The 22,773-nt window shown below is 64.1% G+C and carries 16 protein-coding genes; 8 read left to right on the top strand and 8 right to left on the bottom strand.

What is annotated here, in order from left to right:
- Positions 1–56: 56 nt before the first annotated feature.
- Entirely contained in the window at positions 57–563 is a 507-nt protein-coding gene (locus FYK34_RS01380) for a Cd(II)/Pb(II)-responsive transcriptional regulator (protein ID WP_149294713.1), read from the top strand.
- A gap of 76 nt (positions 564–639) precedes the next feature.
- On the opposite strand, the gene FYK34_RS01375 is transcribed toward FYK34_RS01380, so the two are convergent.
- Positions 640–1,323: an LrgB family protein gene (locus tag FYK34_RS01375; RefSeq protein ID WP_149294712.1), complete on the bottom strand. Its 684-nt coding sequence runs from the start codon at positions 1,321–1,323 to the stop codon at positions 640–642.
- On the bottom strand, positions 1,313–1,756 hold the full coding sequence (locus FYK34_RS01370) for a CidA/LrgA family protein (protein ID WP_149294711.1): 444 nt from the start codon (positions 1,754–1,756) through the stop codon (positions 1,313–1,315). The genes FYK34_RS01375 and FYK34_RS01370 overlap by 11 nt, the downstream gene beginning before the upstream one ends.
- A 104-nt stretch (positions 1,757–1,860) precedes the next feature.
- On the opposite strand from FYK34_RS01370, the gene FYK34_RS01365 reads away from it, so the two are divergent.
- Positions 1,861–2,751, top strand: coding sequence for a LysR family transcriptional regulator (locus tag FYK34_RS01365; RefSeq protein ID WP_149294710.1), 891 nt, complete (start codon positions 1,861–1,863; stop codon positions 2,749–2,751).
- A gap of 40 nt (positions 2,752–2,791) precedes the next feature.
- Here FYK34_RS01365 and rlmB read toward each other — a convergent pair whose 3' ends face one another.
- Together rlmB and FYK34_RS01355 are read right to left on the bottom strand one after the other, a co-directional pair.
- Positions 2,792–3,541 carry a 23S rRNA (guanosine(2251)-2'-O)-methyltransferase RlmB gene (rlmB, locus tag FYK34_RS01360; protein WP_149294709.1) on the bottom strand — a complete coding sequence of 250 codons (750 nt, stop codon included), beginning with the start codon at positions 3,539–3,541 and terminating at the stop codon, positions 2,792–2,794.
- A 61-nt stretch (positions 3,542–3,602) separates the two neighbouring features.
- Entirely contained in the window at positions 3,603–6,860 is a 3,258-nt protein-coding gene (locus FYK34_RS01355) for a bifunctional diguanylate cyclase/phosphodiesterase (RefSeq protein WP_231137339.1), read from the bottom strand.
- Positions 6,861–7,145: 285 nt separating this feature from the next.
- Here FYK34_RS01355 and mfd point away from each other — a divergent pair, with 285 nt between their 5' ends.
- From mfd to FYK34_RS01340, 3 genes are all read left to right on the top strand, one after another.
- Entirely contained in the window at positions 7,146–10,538 is a 3,393-nt protein-coding gene (mfd, locus tag FYK34_RS01350; protein ID WP_149294708.1) for a transcription-repair coupling factor, read from the top strand.
- A 757-nt stretch (positions 10,539–11,295) separates the two neighbouring features.
- Complete coding sequence (locus FYK34_RS01345; RefSeq protein WP_149294707.1) at positions 11,296–11,922, top strand: Clp protease ClpP; 627 nt, start codon at positions 11,296–11,298, stop codon at positions 11,920–11,922.
- Between the two features lie 95 nt (positions 11,923–12,017).
- Complete coding sequence (locus tag FYK34_RS01340; RefSeq protein ID WP_231137338.1) at positions 12,018–12,536, top strand: DinB family protein; 519 nt, start codon at positions 12,018–12,020, stop codon at positions 12,534–12,536.
- A gap of 70 nt (positions 12,537–12,606) precedes the next feature.
- On the opposite strand, the gene FYK34_RS01335 is transcribed toward FYK34_RS01340, so the two are convergent.
- Positions 12,607–13,809, bottom strand: a complete 1,203-nt coding sequence (locus FYK34_RS01335; RefSeq protein WP_168209615.1) for a GGDEF domain-containing protein — start codon at positions 13,807–13,809, stop codon at positions 12,607–12,609.
- A 1,209-nt stretch (positions 13,810–15,018) separates the two neighbouring features.
- Between FYK34_RS01335 and FYK34_RS01330 the strand changes: the two genes are divergently transcribed.
- A complete protein-coding gene (locus FYK34_RS01330; RefSeq protein ID WP_149294705.1) occupies positions 15,019–15,387 on the top strand; it encodes a hypothetical protein in 369 nt (122 codons plus the stop codon).
- 7 nt (positions 15,388–15,394) lie between these two features.
- Here FYK34_RS01330 and FYK34_RS01325 read toward each other — a convergent pair whose 3' ends face one another.
- Positions 15,395–16,384, bottom strand: coding sequence for an aldo/keto reductase (locus FYK34_RS01325; protein ID WP_149294704.1), 990 nt, complete (start codon positions 16,382–16,384; stop codon positions 15,395–15,397).
- Positions 16,385–16,483: 99 nt separating this feature from the next.
- On the opposite strand from FYK34_RS01325, the gene FYK34_RS01320 reads away from it, so the two are divergent.
- Together FYK34_RS01320 and FYK34_RS01315 are read left to right on the top strand one after the other, a co-directional pair.
- Positions 16,484–17,392, top strand: coding sequence for a LysR family transcriptional regulator (locus FYK34_RS01320; protein ID WP_149294703.1), 909 nt, complete (start codon positions 16,484–16,486; stop codon positions 17,390–17,392).
- Positions 17,393–17,602: 210 nt separating this feature from the next.
- The gene (locus FYK34_RS01315; RefSeq protein WP_149294702.1) at positions 17,603–18,400 is read left to right on the top strand and encodes a substrate-binding periplasmic protein; all 798 of its coding nucleotides are present in this window, start codon (positions 17,603–17,605) and stop codon (positions 18,398–18,400) included.
- A 39-nt stretch (positions 18,401–18,439) separates the two neighbouring features.
- Here FYK34_RS01315 and adhE read toward each other — a convergent pair whose 3' ends face one another.
- The gene (adhE, locus tag FYK34_RS01310) at positions 18,440–21,103 is read right to left on the bottom strand and encodes a bifunctional acetaldehyde-CoA/alcohol dehydrogenase (RefSeq protein ID WP_149294701.1); all 2,664 of its coding nucleotides are present in this window, start codon (positions 21,101–21,103) and stop codon (positions 18,440–18,442) included.
- Between the two features lie 361 nt (positions 21,104–21,464).
- The gene (locus FYK34_RS01305; protein WP_231137337.1) at positions 21,465–22,427 is read right to left on the bottom strand and encodes a carbonic anhydrase; all 963 of its coding nucleotides are present in this window, start codon (positions 22,425–22,427) and stop codon (positions 21,465–21,467) included.
- Positions 22,428–22,773: the final 346 nt, after the last annotated feature.

The raw sequence follows: 22,773 nt of genomic DNA, 5'->3' as shown, positions 1-22,773 counted from the left end.
CGCATTGCACACCCTGAAGTGACTACAGGGTCAAGCGTTTTTGATCGGGAGGCATCATGCTGATCGGGGAACTGGCCAAGAAAACCGGCTGCGAGGTGGAAACCATACGCTATTACGAGCGCGAGGGCCTGTTGTCCGCGCCGCAGCGCTCGGCCTCCGGCTACCGCCATTACAACGCGGAACAGCTGGGCGAGCTGAACTTCATCCTGCATTGCCGCTCGCTGGGCATGTCGCTGGCCGACATCCGCCACCTGGCGGCGTTCAAGGCCGACCACCAGCACGGCTGCGAGGACATCAATCTGCTGATAGACCAGCAGATCGCCAAGGTGCACCAGCAAGTGGAGGCGTTGCGGCTGCTGGAACAGCAGCTGCTAGCCTTGCGCGACAAATGCCACACCAGCCACGCGGCGGCCGATTGCGGCATCCTGCAAACCCTGGTGGAGGCGGCAGAGGGCGAACCCTGCGTCTGCCACACGCCCTTTGGCCAGGACAACCACGGCCACAGCCGCGATCACGACCACGCGGCCAAAAAAAATGGCCGGACCCAAAAGGGCCGGCCGTAGTCAACGCTCGTTTTGGGGCAGAGGAGAAACCCACTGATCGCCACCCCACCGGCAATCAGGTCACAACACAAACTCTTTACAACCAGTATCCGATCAGCGGCGCGGCAAATACCGTCGCCACGCCCGCCAGCATCATGGTCAAACTGGCCACCACGCCTTCCTCGGCGCCTATCTCATTGGCCTTGGCCGTGCCGGCCGCATGGGCCGCCGCGCCGAACAAGGCGCCGCGCGCCAGGGCGGAGCGTATCGGCAGCACCGCCAGCATCAATTGTCCCAACATCATTCCGCACACTCCGGTCACCACTACGAACAAGGCCGTCAAATCAGCCGAGCCGCCCAGCGCATGCGCCGCGGCCAAGGCGAACGGCGTGCTGATGGAACGCGGCGCCAGGCTCTTCTGCATCGTTTCCGACAAATCCAGCCAGCGCGCCAGCGCCACCGAACTGACCACCGCCACCGGTATCGCCGCCAATACGCCGCAGCTCAAGGACAGCCAGTGGCGGCGCATGATGGCGCGCTGTTCGTAAATCGGCACCGCAAACGCCACCGTGGCCGGCCCCAGCAGCCAGGTCAGCCAACGCGTATCGGCGAAGTAAGTGGCATAAGGCACCCTGGCCAACACCACCAGGCCGATGATCAAGAGCGGCACCGCCAGAATCGGCGTGCTCCACCAGCTTCGCGTTTTCAGGTAATACTTCTTGACCACCCAGTACAGCACCACGGTGAGTACGAAGGAGATCAAGGCAATCTCATGTTCCATGGACTTCCGCCCCCATCTGCGCCTTGCGATTGCTGGCGCGGCGGCGCATCCAGACTTCCAGCCGATAGCAACGGTCCACCACCAGGGCGGTCACCGCCATCACCAACGCGGTGGAGGCGACGATCACCAGCAATAAACGGGCGCCGGCGGATACAATCACTTGCGGATACTGCACCACCGCCACCACCGCCGGGATGAAGAACAACAGCATCTCCGCCAGCAGCCAGCGCGCGCCATGGCGGAACCAGTCCACCGGCAACAGGCCGGAACCGAAGCCGGCCAACACCAGCAGCATGCCCAGCACGCCGGCAGGCATCGCCGGCAAGAAGCGGTGGCTCAGCTGGCTGGCCGCCAGCCACACCAGGCTCAGCAGCGCAACCTGGCTAGAGGTTTGCAACAGCGGCATCAGGCGGGAAAACAGGCGGCGGGCCATGATTCGGCTTCCATCAATTCAGAACTTGCAGCCAGTATAGCGAGCCGCCATCCATTCTAAAAATGAATTAAAATTATCATTACAATTCCAAACAGGAATGGAAAATGGACATCCGCGCCCTGCGCTACTTTGTCGAACTGGTGAAATGCCAAAGCTTCACCCGCGCCGCCGACGCCTTATTCGTCACCCAGCCCACCATCAGCAAAATGGTGAAGCAGCTGGAAGAGGAACTGGGCATGCCGCTGATCCTGCGCGAAGGCCGCAGCTTCCGGCTAACCGACGCCGGCCGCGTCACCTATGAGCGCGGGCTGGACGTGCTGTCCGCCATGCAGCAGCTGAAGAGCGAGCTGACCGATCTGTCCGGCCTCAGCCGCGGCGAGCTGGTGGTGGGCCTGCCGCCCATGGTGGGCGTGGCCTTCTTCGCGCCGGTGGTCAGCCACTACCGCCGGCTCTACCCGCAGATCGAATTGAAAATGGTGGAAGACGGCGCGCTGGCGATAGAAAACCGCATCAAGAGCGGCGATCTGGAAATCGGCGTGGCGGTGCTGCCGGTGGACAGCCAGCTGTTCGAGCATTACTCCGTGGTGCGCGACCCGCTATGCCTGGTGGCCGCGGCCGGCTCGCGCTGGCAGAGCCAGGCCATGGTGCGCCTGGCGGACATCGCCGACCAGCCGCTGGTGCTGTACCCGGACGACTTCACGCTAAGCCGCCGCGTCAGCGACGCCTTCCGCGACCTGGGCAAGACGCCCAATATCGTCGGCCGCAGCGCGCACTGGGACTTCATCGTGGAGCTGGTGGGGGCCAATCTGGGGGTCACCCTGCTGCCGCGCAGCATCGTCGCGCGGCTGGACCGCGCGCAATACGACGTGATCCCGCTGCACGACAGCCGGCTGTATTGGCACCTGGGCCTGATCTGGCAACGCGGCGGCTACCTGTCCCACGCCGCGCGCGCCTGGTTGGCGCTGACGCGGGAAAGGCTGGGCGGGCAGGGATGAAAAAGGCCGCTCGCAGCGGCCTTTTTCATCAGCAGAGAACTCAGCCCTGCGCCTTCAACACGCGCTGGCGGCGGCTTTCCGACAACACCATGCCGGACGACACCGACACGTTCAGGCTTTCCACGGTGCCGAACATGGGGATGGACACCAGCACGTCGCAATGCTCGCGCGTCAGGCGGCGCATGCCCTCGCCCTCGGCGCCCATGACCCAGGCCAGCGGGCCGGCGGCGTCGAAGTGGTAGAGGTCGGTGTCGGCTTCCATGGTGGTGCCGGCTATCCACACGCCGGCGTCCTTCAGGTCGCGCAAGGTGCGCGCCAGATTGGTCACCGTGATGTAGGGCACCACTTCGGCCGCGCCGCAGGCCACCTTGGATACGGTGGCGTTCAGCGTGGCGGAGCGGTCCTTGGGCGCGATCACGGCGTGCGCGCCCATGGCGTCGGCCACGCGCAGGCAGGCGCCCAGATTGTGCGGGTCGGTGACGCCGTCCAGGATCAGCAGCAGCGGCGGCTCCGCCAGGTTTTCCAGCACGTCGTCCAGGGTCACGTAGTTCATGCTGGCGTCTATCATCGCCACCACGCCCTGGTGGCGCGCGTTGCCGCTCATCGAGTCCAGGCGCTCCTTGTCCACGATGTGCAGCTTGATCTTCTCCTCGCTGGCCTTGTCCAGCACCGCCTTGGCGCGGGCATCGTGACGGCCGCCGGCCAGCCAGATCTCCAGCACGCTCTTGGGGTTTTGCCACAGGCGGGCGTTGATGGCGTGGAAGCCGTGTATCAGGCGTTTATTGCTCATGGCGGGGATTCTCTAATTCACAATTCCCGCCATTGTAGCCGCAAGCCGCCCGCCGGCCCAGCTAGACCGGCGCGGCCTCGCGCTGCCAGCCCGACACCAGGGCGGCAAAGTCCGCCGCCGGCAGCGGCCGGCTGAAATGGTAGCCCTGCAGGGTATGGCAGCCCTTGCTCTGCAGGAAGGCCGCCTGCGCCTCGTTTTCCACGCCTTCCGCCACCACGTGGAATTTCAGTTTCTTGGCCATGGCCAGGATGGCCTCGGCGATGGCGGCGTTGTCGCCGTCGTCCGGCAGCCCCTCGACAAAGGACTGATCAATCTTCAGCGTGTCCAGCGGGAAGCGCTTCAGGTGGGACAGCGAGGAATAACCGGTGCCGAAATCGTCGATGGACAGCCACACGCCCAGGCTCTTCAGCTTGCTCAGCAGGCCCACCACCTCGTTCGGGTTCTGCATGATCATGCTCTCGGTGATTTCCAGCTCCAGCCGCTCCGCCGCCAGGCCCGCCTCGCGCAGCGCGTCCGCCACCTTGTCCAGCAGGGTGGGCTGGCCAAACTGGCGCGGCGACAAGTTGACCGCCAGCCGCGGCACCGCCAGCCCCTCGCGGTCCCAGGCGGCCAGCTGGCGGCAAGCCTCGGCCAGCACCCAGTCGCCTATCGGCTTGATCAGGCCGGTTTCCTCGGCCAGGGCGATGAAGCGCACCGGCGGCACCAGGCCCAGCTGCGGATGGCGCCAGCGCAGCAGCACTTCCGCGCCATGCAGCCTGCGCGTATCGGCCGACAGCTGCGGCTGGAAGTGCAGCTCGAACTCGCCGCGTTCCAGCGCCATGCGCAGGCCGTTTTCCAGCAGCAGCCGTTCGAAGGTCTGGGTATTCATGCCGGGATCGAAGAACTGGTAGGTATTCTTGCCGGCCTCCTTGGCGCGGTACATCGCCACGTCGGCGTTTTTCAGCAGCGTCTGCGCGTCGCGGCCGTCATGCGGGAACACGCTGATGCCTATGCTGCCGGTGATGAACACCTCGTGCGACTCCAGGCTCAGGGGCAGCCCCAGCTCCGCCAGGATGTCCGACGCCACTTCGGCCAGCTGGGTGTGGTTGTCGAAGCCGCTCATCAGCAGGGTGAACTCGTCGCCGCCCAAACGCGCCAGCATGCCGCGCTCGCCCACCACGCGCGCCAAGCGCAAGGCGATCTCGCACAGCAGCTGGTCGCCGGCCTGGTGGCCGAAGGAGTCGTTGATCAGCTTGAAGCGGTCCAGGTCGATGAACATCACCGCCAGCTGCCCGCCCTGGCTGCCCATGCGCAGCAGGGCCTCGTCCAGCTGGGCCGTCAGGCTGCTGCGGTTGGGCAGCCGCGTCAGCGGGTCATGGTTGGCCAGGAACTGCAGCCGCGCCTCCGCCTCTTTGCGCTGGGTGATGTCGGAAAACACCGCCACGTAGTTGCATAGCTCGTCGTTCTCGTCGCGCAGCGCGGAAATGGACAGCTCGGCCGGATACCATTCGCCGCTCTTGCGCCGATCGCGCATCTCGCCGTGCCAGTAGCCGCTGCCGGCCAGCGCCTCCAGCATGCTTTCGCGCTCGCGCTCGCCTTGTTTGAAAATGCGCGAAGCCTTGCCCAGCGCCTCTTCCTCCACGTAGCCGGTGATGCGGGTGAAGGCGTCGTTGACGGCGATGATGCGCGCCGCCGCGTCCAGGATCAAAATCCCTTCGGCCGAGTTTTCGAACACCTTGGCCGCCAGCCGCAGATTATTGTCGGCCAGCAGGCGCTCGGAAATGTCCATCACCACGCCTATCACCGCTTTGCGGCCTTCCAGCTCGAACAGCCGGCTATGCACCTCCAGGTCCACCACCACGCCGTCTTTGCGCAGGCCGCGCGTGGCGTAATGCATGACAGAAATATTCTCGCGGAAGCGCCGCAGCAATTGCTGGCGCAACCGCACCGCCTCGCCGGGCACCAGGAGCTGCGGCATGGTCATGCCCACCATCTCTCCCGGCTGGTAGTCCATGATCTCGGCCAGCTTGGGGTTCACATAGGCCAGCTTCTCGTCTTGCATGATGTAGATGCCGACCAGCGATTGTTCCACCAAGGCCAGATAACGCTCCTCGGCCTCGCGCTTCGCCTTCTGCTCGCGCTTGTTCAGGGTGACGTCCGCATCCACGCTGCCCACGCCGGCCGGCCGGCCCTCGGCGTCGAACAACGGGAACTTGGAGGCCAAGAGATAGGTTTCCACGCCGTTGAGCGAGAAATGTTCCTCGAACTGGCGCGGCGTCAACAAGCTCAACACCTGCTGGTCCTGCTCGCGGATCTGCCTGGCGTCGTCTTCGTCGAACACATCCTCGGGCCGCCGCCCGATCAACTCGCGCACCGAAACGCCAACCCGCTTGGCGTAAGCCGCATTGACCAGCAGATAGCGGCCATCCATGTCTTTCAGCGACATCATGGTGGGACTGTTGTTGACCAGGGACTCGATGCGGGCGCGGAAGGTCTTCAGCGCGGCCTCGTCCGCGCGGTGACCATCCATCAGAATGGCCACCAACAGGCCGGACAGGTTCAGGGCCAAGGCCAGCAGTAAATCCGTGGAAACATTGCCGATCACAGCCAGATTGACCGCGTCCTGCTCCGGCGCCGCCAGAGACAGGGCCACCGCCACCATGCCCGCGGTCAACGCGGCGCCGCCCAGACTGGTGCGGCAGGCGGCCCACAGGATGAAGGGGAAAAACAACAGCTGGCTGGGAATGTTCAAATGAATGGCGCTGGAGTGCAGCAAGGCCGCGCCGCCCGCCACCAGGGCCAAGATCAGCATCAACTCCAGGCGCACGATGCGCGTGATGGCTTGCGGCGCCGGGCGCGCCAGCGGCACGCACAGAAAAAGCGCCGAAGCCAGCGCTGCCCAGCATTGCCAGGCCCAGGCGCCGGGGCCGATGCGGCCGCTGCCGGACAGCCATACATAACAGCCCAGCAAACCGGTCACCAAGGGCGCCGGATAGGCGATCAGCGTCAGCAGCAAATCGCGCAGCTCATGCGGCGATGCCGGACGCGCCCGCCAAATGACCTGCCGGCCCAGCCGCAGCCCGGGCGGAATCAGATACATAGAGCCGGCCAACCAGGCCGCCCAAGCCGGCGGCATCAGCCAGGCGGCCGGCAACATCGCCGCCAGCGGCCACCACCAGCTGCGGCGCGCGCCGCGCGCCACCAGTTGCCAGGCAAACAGGCCATGCGGCAAAAAGCTCGCCAACGTCAACGCCGCCTGGGGAGAATGCGGCCATAACCCCACGCCGATGACAACGCCCAGGAAAACCAGCCCCTCCTCCACCCATGGTGTGGTTCTCACGCTTCCATCCTTCTTGCAAACGTCCGGTAGACCGGATCTTGGCTACACCCGACACTATGTCGATTTCATTTCATTCGACATTAACCCAGGGGATACGCATTATTTTTCTTAATATCTGACAAGGCTCTCAACGTTGTATTACTTCATGCTGAAATAAGTCGCATTTGAGCCAAACGCATACAATAGCCGGGAATGCCGCGGCCGGCTAGCGTCCAATGACAGGCAAATGCCCAGCCGCTGGTATAATCGCGACAAGCACAACCCCTGCACAGAAGCCCGATCAAGTTGGATACGCTACCGCCCCTGCCGCCCGCCGGCCAGAAAACCCGCTGCGGCCGCCTGCCCGACGGCCTGGACAGCCATGCCATCGCCGCGCTGGCCCAGCAAGGCCGCCCTTTGCTGATTCTCGCCGCCGACGCCCAGGCCGCGCAGCGCCTGAAGGCCGAGCTGCCGTTCTTCGCGCCCGGCCTAACCATCGCGCTGTTCCCGGACTGGGAAACCCTGCCTTACGACCACTTCTCGCCGCACGGCGACCTGGTCAGCGAACGGCTGGCCACGCTGTGGCAAATCCGCCAGCGCGAATGCCAGGTGGTGATCGCGCCGGTCAGCACCGCGCTGAGCCGCTTGGCGCCGGTCAGCTATCTGCTGGGCCGCACCTTTTTCCTGAAGACCGGCCAACAGCTGGACGTGGAAAAGCTGCGCGGCGACATGGTGTCCGCCGGCTACCAGCACGTGACCCAGGTGATGGCGCCGGGCGAATTCTCGGTGCGCGGCAGCCTGATCGATCTGTATCCGATGGGCTCGCCGCTGCCGTACCGGATCGACCTGTTCGACGCCGAGATCGACAGCCTGAAAACCTTCGATCCGGACACCCAGCGCACGCTGTACCCGGTGCCCGAGATCCGCATGCTGCCGGCGCGCGAATACCCGGCCGACGAGACCGGCGTCACCGCCTTCCGCCAGCATTACCGCGAGAAGATGGAAGGCGACCCGAGCAAGAGCCGCGTCTACAAGGACGTGTCGCAAGGCCTGTGGCCAGCCGGCATCGAGTACTACCTGCCGCTGTTCTTTGACGAAACCGCCACCTTGTTCGACTACGTCGGCGACGACGCGCTGGTGATCCAGCACCACGACGTGCAGGCGGCGGCGGAAACCTTCTGGCGCGACGCGCAAGGCCGCTACGACATGGCCCGCGGCGACGTCGAGCGCCCGGTGCTGGCGCCTGCCGACATCTTCCTGCGCCCGGACGAGCTGATGGCCACGCTCAAGCCCTACCCCCGCATCGAATTCTCCGGCGAAGGCGACATCGCCGCCGCGCTGCCGGAGCTGGCCGTGGACCGCCGCGCCGACGCGCCGCTGCATAAATTGCAAAGCTTCATCGCCGCCGGCGGCCGCCGCATCCTGCTGGCGGCGGAAAGCCTGGGCCGCCGCGAAACCATGCTGAGCTTCCTGGCCGAACACGGCGTCAAGCCGACGCCGGTGGACAACTGGGCCGACTTCATGGCCGGCAAGACGCCGCTGGCGCTGACCGTCGCGCCGCTCTACTCCGGCTTCGCCCTGGCCGATCCGGCCATCGCCGTGGTGACCGAGAGCGAGCTGTACCAGCACGTCGCCCGCAGCCACACCCGCCGCAAGACCAGCCGCGCCAGCTCCGACGCCATGCTGCGCGACCTGGCCGAGGTGAAGGCCGGCGACCCGGTAGTTCACGAGGCGCACGGCATCGGCCGCTACATCGGCCTGGTGGCCATGGACCTGGGCGAGGGCGAAACCGAGCTGATGCAGCTGGAGTACGCCGACGGCGCCACGCTGTACGTGCCGGTGTCGCAGCTGCAGCTGATCTCCCGCTACGCCGGCGGCGCCACCGACAACATCCAGTTGCACAAGCTGGGCAACCCGGCCTGGGAAAAGGCCAAGAAGCGCGCGGCGGAAAAAGCGCGCGACACCGCCGCCGAGCTGCTGAACCTGTACGCCCAGCGCGCCGCGCGCGAGGGCCACAGCTTCGAGCTGTCCCCCGCCGATTACAGCGCCTTCGCCGCCGGTTTCGGCTTCGAGGAGACGCCGGACCAGGCCACCGCCATCGAAGCGGTGATCCAGGACATGTGCTCCGGCAAGCCGATGGACCGGCTGGTCTGCGGCGACGTCGGCTTCGGCAAGACCGAAGTGGCGCTGCGCGCCGCCTTCGTCGCGGTGATGGGCGGCAAACAGGTGGCGGTGCTGGTGCCCACCACGCTCTTGGCCGAACAGCACTTCCAGAACTTCTCCGACCGCTTCGCCGACTGGCCGGTGCGCATCGCCGAGCTGTCGCGCTTCAAGAGCGGCAAGGAAACCAAGCAAGCCTTGCAAGGACTGACCGACGGCAGCGTCGACATCGTCATCGGCACCCACAAGCTGGTGCAGCCGGATATCCAGTTCAAGAACCTGGGCCTGGTCATCATCGACGAGGAGCATCGTTTCGGCGTGCGGCAGAAGGAGCAGCTGAAACGGCTGCGCGCCAATGTGGACGTGCTGACGCTGACCGCGACGCCGATTCCGCGCACGCTGTCGATGGCGCTGGAAGGCCTGCGCGACTTCTCCGCCATCGCCACCGCCCCCAGCCGCCGGCTGGCGGTCAAAACCTTCGTCAGCCCCTTGAGCAACGGCGTGATCCGCGAGGCGGTATTGCGCGAGCTGAAGCGCGGCGGCCAGGTGTTCTTCCTGCACAATGAAGTCGACACCATCGAAAACATGCGGGAAAAGCTGGCCGAGCTGATCCCGGAGGCGCGCATCGGCGTGGCCCATGGCCAGCTGCGCGAGCGCGAGCTGGAGCAGGTGATGCGCGACTTCCTGCAGCAGCGCTTCAACCTGCTGTTGTGCTCCACCATCATCGAAACCGGCATCGACATCCCCAACGCCAACACCATCCTGATCAACCGCGCCGACAAGTTCGGCCTGGCGCAGCTGCACCAGCTGCGCGGCCGCGTCGGCCGCTCCCACCACCAGGCCTACGCTTATCTGTTGACGCCGGACGGCATGACCCGCGACGCGCAAAAACGCCTGGAAGCGATCCAGCTGTCCGGCGAACTCGGCGCCGGCTTCTATCTGGCGATGCACGACCTGGAAATCCGCGGCGCCGGCGAAGTGCTGGGCGAAGGCCAGTCCGGCGAGATGCAGGAAGTGGGCTTCAGCCTGTTCACCGAGATGCTGAAGCAGGCGGTGCGCGATCTGAAAAAGGGCCGCGCGCCGGACCTGGACGCGCCCCTGGGCGTCACCACCGAAATCAATCTGCACAGCCCGGCGCTGCTGCCGGACGGCTATTGCCCGGACGTGCACGAGCGGCTGCTGATTTACAAACGCCTGGCCAGCTGCGAGACCGAGGCGGAGATCGACGACATCCACGAAGAGCTGATCGACCGCTTCGGCCTGCCGCCGCAGAGCGTGAAGACGCTGATCGAAAGCCATCGCCTGCGCTTGGCAGCCAAGGAGCTGGGGGTGCAAAAGCTGGACGCCAGCGAGGTGGCGGTGCAGATCACCTTCATCAAGAACCCGCCTATCGATCCGGTGAAGATCATCCTGCTGATCCAGAGCAAGAAGAATTACCGCTTGGCCGGGCAAGACAAGCTGCGCGTCGAGCAGGCGCTGCCAGAGGTGGCGCAGCGGATCGTGAAGGTGAAGGAGGTGTTGAAGGAGTTGAGCGCGTAGGCTGGCTTGATTTCCATCGGTTCCTAGAATGAACGGTCAACTCATCCAGTTGGCCGTTTTCACATCTATGTTCTTTTTTGATGAGTCCGCTTCGCGGATAGTGATTTAGATGGCGGGGCTGCCCGCCAGGCAGGTCGGGGAGCTGTCTCGCCAGCTCCCCGACACCCCTAGGCGACCCCAACAGCGCGGCGAAACCCCGTCTTCGAAGGCATTCCCAAGGCGCCGCCCAACTCGCGGGGCGCTACCGTCGCCCCGCTCAAACAATTGGCGGCTTAAAACCTTGGGAATGCCTTCGAAGCCGGCTTGCGCTGATGGGGACGATGGCGCATCGAATACGTTCCACTCCCTCGTTCATTGAAATTATCTGCACCACGTGTCAGCAAGATGCTGATCAAATCCGATCAGCCCCTATCCCCTTCTGTGCGCGCCGGCAAAAAGCACCGGACGAGGTTTTAAGACGCCGGCTGTTCGACGCCGCGCGACGCTAGCGCGTACCGCTGGGTGAATCAAAGAGTCGCACGCATGTAGTTCCAGCGGTGCCTCGTCCGGCGTTTTTTGTCGGGGTTTCGCGGGCGGAGGGGCGGCCAGGGGGCGTGAGGGGGCTGGCCGCACAGCCCCCTCACCCGTCCGCCGGGTGGAACCGGCATCCAAACATCATCCACGCAGCGGATTCCTAAACTGCTCAACTTGCCCCAATGCAAGGCAAGCCCCCCGCTCCGGGACTAGATTGGAAAGACAAGCACAAGGAGGAAACCTCATGCCCCGCCCCCGCGACGAACTGGAAGACGACATCGACAAGCCCGTCCCGCTGTACCGCCAATACGAAACCCAAGGCACGGTGCGGCAGATTTCTTTTTATCTATCCGAAGAAATCGGCGCCGCCATCCACTACACCGATCTGCTGTACACCCTGCGCACCGCCAGCAGCACCGACATCGTCTACCTGCACCTGAACACCCCCGGCGGCAATTTCGACGCCGGCCTGCAAATCATCAACAACATCACCGCCAGCGAAGCCCACGTCGTCACCATCCTGGAAGCGCGCGCCTATTCCATGGGCGCGCTGATCTTCCTGGCCGGCGACGAGCTGGTGGTGCACGACACCTGCCAGCTGATGTTCCACAACTACTCGTCGGCGCTGATAGGCAAGGGCAATGAGCAACAGGCGCAGGTAGCCGCCAGCGTGAAATGGTTTGAAAAGGTGATGCGCCATGTTTGCCGTCCCTTCCTCACCGACGAGGAGTTGGACCGCATCCTGAAAGGCGAAGACATCTGGCTGGACAGCGACAATATCCGCCGCCGCCTGGCCAATATCCAGAAAGGCGCGCCGGCCACCGCCCCGCGCCAGGCCGCTCGCGCCAAGCCCAAAGCCCCCGGCGCCTGACCGCAGACGCGCCTTGCCGCATGGAAAAGACAAAGCGCTTTCCTCAAATGAAATTTGCCATTATCATTTTTCATCTTCCAAAAAAGACAAATATCATGCCATTGCGCAGCATCCGCATGCTGGCCCGATACAGCGCCTGGGCCAATCGCCGCCTGTTCGACACCCTAGCCGCCCTGCCGGAGACGGAGCTCAACGCCGCCCGGGCCACTGTCTTCGGCACTATTCTGTCCACACTGAACCACAATCTGGTGGTGGACCGCATCTGGCAAGCTCATCTGATGCAACAGCCGCATGGCTACACCAGCCGCAATACCGCGGCCACGCCCAGCCTGGAAGAGCTGGATGCGGCGCAGAGCGAGCTGGATCGGTGGTTTATGGCTTACGCCGATAGCCTGAGCGCGGCGGCTGCGGAGGAGAGCTTGGACTTCCGCTTTGTGGACGGCGGCCAGGGACGCATGCGCCGCGACGACATGCTGCTGCACATCGTCAACCACAAAAACTATCATCGCGGCTTTGTGGCCGACATGCTGTACCAGATCCCGGCCACGCCGCCGGTCACCGACCTGCCGGTCTATCTGCGGGACGCCCACGGCGAGGACGCGCGGCCCGATTAGCCCCGTTGCCCCGCCGCAGTCCTGCCAACTTCCGTCCGTGGGTACGCTATGCTTGCCGCGCACGCGACGCTCACAGCGTCTCGGCCAGCGGTTCCGCAACCCGCTCCATCTCCACCCGATTGCGGCCGTTGCGCTTGGCCTGGTACAGCAGCAGGTCCGCCTCCAGGAACAGGCTGGCCAGGCTTTCGTGCTCAGACGGACGCAGGCTGGCTACCCCTATGCTGGCACTGATGGTCAGCGACAGCTCCCCGATTTGCGGACACAGATTGCCGATGGCCAGCCGCAGGCGGTCCGCGACGTTATAGGCCTCGATGCGGCCTGCCTGCGGCAACAGCACCACAAACTCCTCGCCGCCGTGGCGGCCCAGCAGATCGCCGTGGCGCGCCTCCCGGCGCAAACAATCGGCCAATTGCTTCAGCACGCCATCGCCCACCAGATGGCCATAGCGGTCGTTAATGCTTTTGAAGTGATCCAGATCTATCAGCAGCAACGACAATGACTCCCCCTTGTTCACCGCGCGGCGAAATATGCCATCCGCCTTTTCTTGAAACGTGCGGTGGTTCAGGAGACGGGTCAGGCCGTCCTGATCGGCCTGCTGCCGCAATTGCATGTGCAAGCGCTCGTAGCAAATGAACAGCATGCTCAGGCTGAAGCAGAATGTGAGCCAGAACAGGCTGAGCGAAGTGAACAGATTGAACAGCGCGCCCCGGCTGGCAAAGGCCGCGTCGCCCATCCACCAGGCCACATGGAAACGGCTGGCGGAAATCAGAATGATCAAGCACGCCAAAACCGTGGCCAGCCAGTGCCCAATGGGCGTGGCCTGCGTCCGAGAGCGCCAGAACTGGGCAACAATCAGGGACCAGAACACCATATGCGAAAACGAGGTCACCATGACGCGGTGACCATAGCTCGCCTCCCCGCCCAGCCAAACGAAAGCCACCATCACCACCGCCGCGCTGCCCAGGCAAAACCATCCCTTGTCTCGCAAGCCAAACAGCTGGCGCGTGGCCAGCAGCGCCATCGGATGAAACATCAGCAACAACAGCGTCACCAGAATCAGGCTGTGCCATGGGGACAGCGGCAAGCTCAGGAAAGCGAGGATGGAGCCTGCCGCGCTGATGATGCCGCTCAAGCCCAGCGTCAACAGGGCGGGTTCGCGGCGGTTATCGCGCCAATACAGCAGCACCACCAGGGTCAGCATCAGCGTATAGCCGGTGGTGCTGAGCAGAGTGGTCTTGAAGTCGAGAATGCTTTGGACGGATTGTATGGTCATGGATACAGGCCGAGCGACGCCAGCGCCAGCGCGCCGTTCGCGTCTACCACGCGCCCCGGAATCAGAACGCTCACAACATAACAGATCGCTCCGTTCAACGCTCAGCACAAAGGATGCTTTTGACATTGCCTGCCCAGCGCTCGTAGCGCGCCCGCAACGGCTATGCGCCTGGCTCCAGGCCAGGCTGGCTTGCCCAACCCTGGCGCAATACATAAAATACCGTCCGATCACGATGTCGGCATCATTGTCCAACCGACCATTCGCGCCAGCCACGCGCCCCTAAGCGTCGCCAACCCCACCCTGCCAGCAAGCGCTACTCAGGGTTGGGTTAGCGGGTCTGCCAGGCCGCCAGCCAGTTTGTCCGCAACACCGGGCCTCCGCGCCCGCGACTCTCACAGAAACCCGATATGCACCCAGCCTTTTTGCTGCCGCTGGCGCTTTTCTTCGCCTCGCCCGCCGTATTCGCCACCCCCTGGCCCGCGCTCGGAACGCAGCCGGACAACGACATGTCGCGCGTCAAGCCGCCGCTGCGCCTGAATCCGGACCAGCCTCCCCACGCGCCGGATTTTTCCGCCCCGCAGCCGCCAAGCTGGGCCAAAGCCCCCCGGAAGGCATGGCAGGCCCCGCCGCCAGCATACCGCCACGCCACCCCGCAACCGCCGCAATGGATGCTGCGCGATCGCCTCAACCAGGCGCATCCGGGCGCACAGCCATGGCGGCCTCCCGCCTTTGCACCGGGCAGGCATGGCGAAAAAAGAGCCATACCCATGCACATGCTGCCCTCGCCCCGCCCCGGCACGCCGCCTCATCGCGGGCCGCATCCATAGGGTCATGACCGCTCAGGCGGCCCAGCACAGCGGCACAGCGGCCCAGGTTTTCTAGCGGGATGGGCTTGACCGCGCCAAGCAGACGGCAGGCCTTGCGCCGCTCGCGCGCGGCGCAAACGCATGCGCCAATTTATCCATTTAGCAACAAAAAATTGGCCAATATATATCCATGGATTGTTTCCGCCAGGATTTTTAGCAAGAATCATCCCATTGCACGGGACGAGGCCGCTTGGCTCGCCCTCCTTAAACCGCCAGGCCCCGGATGCTGCGTTGCGCCCCCTTCCATTGAGATGTTACCGGCTGCGGCGCAGCGCCTTGGCTCCGCTTCGCTAAAGTGCTTGGTTTGGCGACGCTTGGCTTGGCCAACTATGATTGGAAATCCATGTCCCTCCGCAGCCTGGCTCTCCTGCTAGCGCTCTGCGCCGCGCCCTTGGCGGCACAGCCGCTGACCTCGCTCGACCTCAGCCTGCCGGCTAGCCGGCCGCGCATCGATATGTCCGCGCCGCAGCCCGCGCTGAAGCTTGCGCCAGCGGTCAAGCTGGACCGCTTGCAAGATTCCCCGCTCACCCCCGAAGAGCAGCGGGAGCTGCAACATGCTTTCGACAATGACGCTGCCGCCAGCCAGCCGGGCCTGCCGCCCCCCGGCCCCGTGGATGGCCGCCAGTTGTTGCGGAGCCTGCAACAGGCGTTTCACAAACCCGATGTCGTGCCCATGCATGAGCTGCCGCCGCTGCCGCTGCAGCGCCAATGAACTCGGCTTAACGATCTAGCAGACTCATCACCTCTGGCGCATAGCGCTGTCCGCGCACCTGGCCATCGCCGAATACGGCGTCCAGCTCGGCTGCGTCGCCATCGCCAAGGCGCACGGCCAGCGCGCCCAGGTTATCGCGCAGATTGGCCTGCTTGCGCGCGCCCGGTATCGCGACGATGTCATCGCCCTGCGCCAGCAACCAGGCCAAGGCCAGTTGCGCCGGGCTGCAGCCTTTCGCCGCGGCTAGCGCCCTTACCTTGTCCACCAGCGCCAGGTTGCGCTGGAAATTCTCGCCCTGAAAACGCGGGTTGCCGCGGCGAAAGTCATCCGGGGCGAAATCATCCGGGCTCCGGATCGCGCCGGTCAGGAAGCCGCGTCCCAGCGGGCTATAGGCCACCAGGCTCGCGCCCACCTCGCGGCACGCGGCCAGCGCGCCGTCCTCCGGATCGCGCGTCCATAAGGAATACTCGCTCTGCAAGGCATGGATAGGATGCACGGCTGCCGCTCGGCGCAAAGTCTCGGCCGAGGCTTCAGACAAGCCCAGATAACGCACCTTGCCCGTCCGCACCAGCTCTGCCATCGCGCCCACAGTCTCCTCGATCGGCACCTTGGGATCGACGCGGTGCAGGTAATAAACGTCGATATGGTCCACCCCCAGCCGCTTCAGGCTGCCCTCGCAGCTGCTGCGCACATAGTCGGGATGGCCATTGACGCCGCGGCGGTCCGGCTGGGCGGGATCGAGCACGATGCCGAACTTGGTGGCCAGCACCACCTCGCCGCGCCGGCGCGCCAGCAGTTTTGCCAGCAGCAGCTCATTGGTGTAAGGGCCATACATATCGGCGGTGTCCAGGAAATTGACGCCCAGATCCAATGCCGCGTCCAGCGTGGACAAGGACTCGGCATCGTCATGCGGGCCATAGAAAGCGCTCATGCCCATGCAGCCCAACCCCAGCGCCGAAACCTGCGGACCATTGCGGCCCAGAGTTCGTTTTTGCATCGTTCTGACTCCTTGCGTGGAAAGTGACGCCAGCATAAGAGATGGCCAGCCGTCGATAAATGGCCGAAAATGACATTCATTATTTAGCTAGGCTTCACAATGTCACGGATATCGCATGATGCGCTGCAGGCCTTCCGCCTGATCGCCCGCCACCGCAGCTTCACCCGCGCCGCCGACGAGCTGAATGTCAGCGCCTCCGCGCTGAGCCAGAGCATGCGCCAGCTTGAGGCAGAGCTTGGCCTGCCGCTGCTGGCGCGCACCACCCGCCAGGTGACGCCGACCGAAGCCGGCGAAGCGCTATTGGAAAGGCTGGCGCCGGCGCTGGACGAAATCCGCCAGGCGCTGGACGACATGCGCGAACGCCAGGGCCAGCCCGCCGGCACCCTGCGGCTGACCTTGCCCCATACCGCCGCCCAGATCGCGCTCTACCCCCATCTGGATGAATTCTTGCGCCGACACCCCGCCCTGGCGCTGGAGCTGGATGTCAATGACAGCCTGGTCGACATCGTCGGCCAGCGCTTCGATGCCGGCATCCGCTTCAGCGACCGCCTGCAGCCGGGCATGCAGGCGGCGCAGGTCAGCCGCCCCATACGCTTTGTCGTGGTGGCGACGCCGGCCTACCTCGCGCGCCGCGGCGTGCCGAAACAGCCCGATGACTTGCTGCAGCATGCCTGCATCGGCTACCGCTTCGGCGCCAGCGGGCCGCAGTACCGCTGGCAGTTCATCGAACAGCAGCAACCGCGCCAACTGGCCCTGCGCGGGCCGCTGCTCGCCAACGATAATCAGGCCAGGCTGCACGGCGCGCGCGGCGGCGTCGGGCTGGCCTATCTGGCCGAGGATCTGGTGCGCCAGGACCTCGAAGCCGGCAGGCTGGTTTCGGTACTGGAGCCGTACTTGCCGCCGGCCGAGGCGCTGTACTTGTTCTATCCGCAGCAACGGCGTCAGCCGGCCAAGCTGCGCGCGCTGATAGACTTTTTGCGCGAACAGGCGGGATTGCCCGCCGCCTGAGCCGGATCGACACTTTATCCAGTCAGATTCATTGTCGCTTCATTGCCGCCGGCATCGTGCTTGAAACAGAGTGAGTGGAAAATGAGAATCAAACTTCTCGACATGCGAATGTCTTTAGCATAAAAAGGCGAATCCACGCGCAACGGCCTTGGCGACTACCGTCTGCAGCCAACCTATGATGGAATGTGACAGTTGATACGGGAGAGATGAGTGAAGCGAAGCCTGTTGTGTCTGCTGTTCACTCTGCAACAAGCCGCGGCCGCGGCGCCGCCGCGCGAGATCACGCTGACCACGCTGGAGTGGCCCCCCTATACCGGCAGCCAGCTGCCGGGGCAAGGCCTCAACAGCGAGGTGATCCGGACAGCCTTTCAGGCCATGGGCTACCGCGTGACTTTCCGCATCGTGCCCTGGCAGCGCGCGGTGTCCGAGGCGCGCTTCAATCCCAAGGTTGCCGGCTACTTTCCCGAATATGACTCGGCCGAGGGTCGCAAAGCCTTTATTTTTTCCGACCCCATAGGCAGCAGCCCGCTGGGCTTTGCCGAGCGAATGGACGAGCGCATCCGCTGGCAAGCGCTGAGCGAACTTTCCCGCCGCCGCATCGGCGTGGTGCAGGGCTACGTCAACACCGCGGAGCTGGACCAGCGCATCGCCGACAAGCGGCAGAACGTCGACGAAGCGCCAGACGACACCCAGAACCTGCTGAAGCTGGACCGCCGCCATATCGACCTGGCGGTCATAGACAGCAATGTGTTCAATTACCTGATGCAAAACGAACCCAGGCTGAAATCCACCCGCGGCCGTCTGATGATGAACCCGCATCTGCTGGACGAAAAAAAGCTGTTTGTCTGCTTCAAGCCGTCGGCCGAAGGCAAACAGCTGGCGGATGTGCTAAACCAGGGCCTGAAGAAGATCAATCTCAAGCTGGTCATCCTGCGTTATCTGCAAGGGCTGGACCATCCGGAGCCGCCAGTGCAAAGCGCGGCGAATATAAAAAAACCGGTCGGCTGACACCGACCGGTTTTTTTTGCGGGTTCACGCCGCGCGGACTCAGGCCTTGGCCTTGCCCTTGGCCGGTTTGGCTTCCGGCTTGGCGGCCGCTTCTTCACGCTCCCAGGCCTCCTTGTACGGACGGCCGTAGAAGCTGTCCAGCAGCAGCTGCTTCAGCTCGCTGATCAGCGGGTAGCGCGGGTTGGCGCCGGTGCACTGGTCGTCGAAGGCGGCTTCGGCCAGCTCGTCCACCTTGGCCAGGAAGTCGGACTCGGCCACGCCGGCGCCCTGGATGGACGACGGGATGCCCAGCGTCTTCTTCAGCTCGTCCACCCATTCGATCAGCTTCTCGACGCGCTCGTGGTCGCGGTTGGCTTCCAGGCCCAGGTGGCGGGCGATCTCGGCGTAGCGCGCCACGCTCTTCGGCCGGTCGTACTGGCTGAAGGCGGTTTGCTTGGTCGGCACGTCGGCGGCGTTGTAGCGGATCACGTTGCTGATCAGCAGCGCGTTGGCCAGGCCGTGGGCCAGGCCGAACTCGGCGCCGATCTTGTGCGCCATGGAGTGGCACACGCCCAGGAAGGCGTTGGCGAAGGCGATGCCGGCGATGGTGGCGGCGTTGTGCACTTGTTCGCGCGCCTTGGGATCATTGGCGCCGTTCAGGTAGGACGACGGCAGGTACTCCTTCAGCAGCTTCAGCGATTGCAGGGCTTGCGGATCGGAGTACTCATTGGCCATCACCGACACATACGCTTCCAGCGCGTGGGTCACCGCGTCGATGCCGCCGAAGGCAGTCAGCGACTTCGGCATGTCCATCACCAGATTGGCGTCGACGATGGCCATGTTCGGGGTCAGCTCGTAGTCGGCGATCGGGTACTTCACGCCGGTCACTTCGTCGGTCACCACTGCGAACGGGGTCACTTCGGAGCCGGTGCCGGAGGTCGTCGGCACGGCCACCATCATGGCCTTCTGGCCCAGTTTCGGGAACTGGTAGATGCGCTTGCGGATGTCCATGAAGCGCAGGGCCAGGTCGGCGAAGTGCACTTCCGGATGCTCGTACATCACCCACATGATCTTGGCCGCGTCCATCGGCGAACCGCCGCCGATGGCCATGATCACGTCCGGCTTGAAGGCGTGGGCCAGATCGGCGCCCTTGCGCACCACGGCCAGGGTCGGATCGGCCGGCACTTCGAAGAAGGTTTCCACTTCCAGGCCCATCTTCTTCAGCAGGCGGATAGGCTCGTCGATGAAGCCGTGTTCGAACAGGTATTGACCGGTGACGATCAGGCAGCGCTTCTTGCCGGCCAAATCTTCCAAGGCCACCGGCAGGGAACCGCGGCGGAAGTAGATGGACTTGGGCAGCTTGTGCCACAGCATGTTTTCAGCCCTCTTGGCGACGGTTTTCTTGTTGATCAGATGCTTGGGACCGACGTTCTCGGAGATGGAGTTGCCGCCCCAGGAGCCGCAGCCCAGGGTCAGCGACGGCGCTAGGCTGAAGTTGTACAAGTCGCCGATGCCGCCTTGCGAGGACGGGGTGTTGATCAGGATGCGGGCGGTCTTCATCTTGTCGCCGAAGTAGCGCACGCGTTCTTCCTGCAGATCCTGGTCGGTGTACAGCGAGGAGGTGTGGCCGATGCCGCCCATGGTCACCAGCGCGGCGGCCTTGTCGCAGGCATCCAGGAAGTTCTTGGCGCGGTACATGGCCAGGGTGGGCGACAGTTTTTCGTGGGCGAAGGCTTCTTGCTCGGAGACTTCGGTCACTTCGCCGATCAGCACCTTGGTGGTGGGCGGCACGTCGAAACCAGCCATGGCGGCGATCTTGGCCGCGCTCTGGCCGACGATGGCGGCGTTCAGGCTCCCGTCGTTCAGGATCACCTTGCGCACGGCCTCGGCTTCGCTCTTGGACAGGATGTAGCCGCCGTGCTTGGAGAAGCGCTCGCGCACCGCGTCGTAGATTTCGTCGACGATGATGACGGACTGCTCGGACGCGCACACCACGCCGTTGTCGAAAGTCTTGGACATCAGGATGGAGGCCACGGCGCGCTTGATGTCGGCGGTTTCGTCGATCACGGCCGGGGTGTTGCCGGCGCCCACGCCGATGGCGGGCTTGCCGGAGGAGTAAGCGGCCTTCACCATGCCCGGGCCGCCGGTGGCCAGGATCAGGTTGATGTCGGGGTGGTGCATCAGCTGGTTGGACAGCGCGACGGACGGCTCGTCGATCCAGCCGATGATGTCTTGCGGCGCGCCGGCGGCGACGGCGGCTTCCAGCACCAGGCGGGCGGCTTCGCAGGTGGAGCGGCGGGCGCGCGGGTGCGGCGAGAAGATGATGCCGTTGCGGGTCTTCAGCGAGATCAGCGCCTTGAAGATGGCGGTGGAGGTCGGGTTGGTGGTGGGCACGATGCCGCACAGCACGCCGATGGGTTCGGCGATGGTGATGGTGCCGAAGGTGTCGTCCTCGGACAGCACGCCGCAGGTCTTCTCATCCTTGTACTTGTTGTAGATGTATTCGGAAGCGAAGTGGTTCTTGATCACTTTGTCTTCCATCACGCCCATGCCGGTTTCGGCGACGGCCATGCGCGCCAGCGGGATGCGGGCGTCGGCGGCTGCCAACGCGGCCGAACGGAAAATGTGGTCTACCTGCTCCTGCGTGAACTGCGCGAAAGCGATTTGCGCCTTCTTGACGCGGGCCACCAGGGCGTCGAGTTCGATTTGATTGCTAACGGCCATTTTGTCTCTCCAAAACCAAATGAAAATACCGAACGCTTAATTGTTCGTTTTCGACATAAAATTTTCGATATCGAAAAAACAACCAGCAGAAACTGCATTCGCCACCACCTTGCGATGACAGCGCCATCCAAGCCTTTGTAGTAGAGCCATTACATCACCCCGGCTATACCCCTAGTAAATTCAGGGGCTTTATCGGCTTTCTGCCATGGCTCACTCGATTCACAGCCATCGTAGCGGGTTTTCGGATATTCGTTTTTGCGCACGGCCAAACAATTTCCAGTTTTCCAGCAAAAAGAGCGCCAAATCGGCGCTCCCTGCGGGAAAGACGTCAAGCCTGCTGTAACGCGGCCGTTACCATGCGCTAGCGCCCCATGAACCCATACTGGAAATACTTGCCGCCGCGCGTCAGGGCGCGGATGCGCGCGGGATCGGTTTCGCCGTTGATATTGGTGATCACCAGCCGGCCCCTTCCCTGTTTCAGATCATTGTTGTAATCGTAATAGCCGCCCAGCACCGCCAGCTTGCCGGCCTCCACCTCGCCGGAGAATTTGAGAATGGCGCCTTCCACCTGGTTGTTGATATTGATCAGCGCGCCGTTGGTGGCGTCTATGCCCTTGGGTATCTCGATATTGTCCAGCTCCTTCTGGATGGCCGGCTCCATATTGCTGTAGTCGCCGGCCGCCGCCTGGATCGCCCGGCAGCCGGTATGGCTGACGAACATCAGCAGCGGCGTGCGCAGATGGCGCACGCCGTATTCGATAGACCCTTCCGAGCTAGCCAGCTGATTCCCCATATTGCTGATCACGAACAGGTCGGCGTCGGCGTCGCCGCCCTGCATGCCCACGCGGCCGCCGGGGCTGGAACAGGTCACCACCGTGGCTTTGGGCGCGGCGCGATCGCCCAGTTTTTGCAGATAGCCGGGCGAATGCTTGGCCACATAGCTGTGATTGGCCTTCAATATGTCGGACACCACGGCCTTGACCTGGGCCGCCTCGCCCATGGACTTGCCTGCCGCATGCGCCTGCTTGGTCGAACGCGGCTTCGCGCGGCGGGCCGATCGCGGCGGCATGCCCGGCGCGTGCACCTCCGGGCTGGGCTGGCTCAGGTCTTGCGGCGGTTTGGCCATTTGCACCGTCGGTGCCATCGTCTCCGGCATGGGCTTGGCCTGAACCGGCGCGGCCTTAGCCGGCGCGCTCTTGGCCGCCGCCGCGGGCGGCTCCGCCGGCTTGTTGATGCGCAAGGGCAACTTGATCACCTGCTGCGCCGCATGGGCGTTAGACGCCTCGGCCGCGCCGGCCGTCGTCATCGCCAACAGCAAGGGCATCGCCAGACACGCTCCAATCCGCCGTGGACTCATCCTAGATTCCTTAAGTCATCCGCAATCGCTTCTATTCTGCATCATCGACCATGGACGGGGAAGCCGCCAGTGCGCCGCCCCTCAAACCACCCGCGCGCGGCTTGGCCTGCGGACATGTCTGCGGAGCTGACTGCTGACAAGGCAGAGAAGAAAAACAATGGAAAAAACCGCCATGACTGCCAGCATGACCGCGGGTATGGCCTGACAGGTCAACCCGCGCTACCTGGCTGTGACCGCCAGTTGGAATCGGGCAGACCCAGACACAAGCACGCGCCAATACCCGCAGGCATGGCCTCATCCAGCAGCCCTAGCG

Source organism: Chromobacterium paludis (genome assembly GCF_008275125.1).
Taxonomy (GTDB): domain Bacteria; phylum Pseudomonadota; class Gammaproteobacteria; order Burkholderiales; family Chromobacteriaceae; genus Chromobacterium; species Chromobacterium paludis.
Note: the sequence above shows the minus strand (reverse complement) of the source record. Positions and strands in the feature narration are given on the sequence as shown.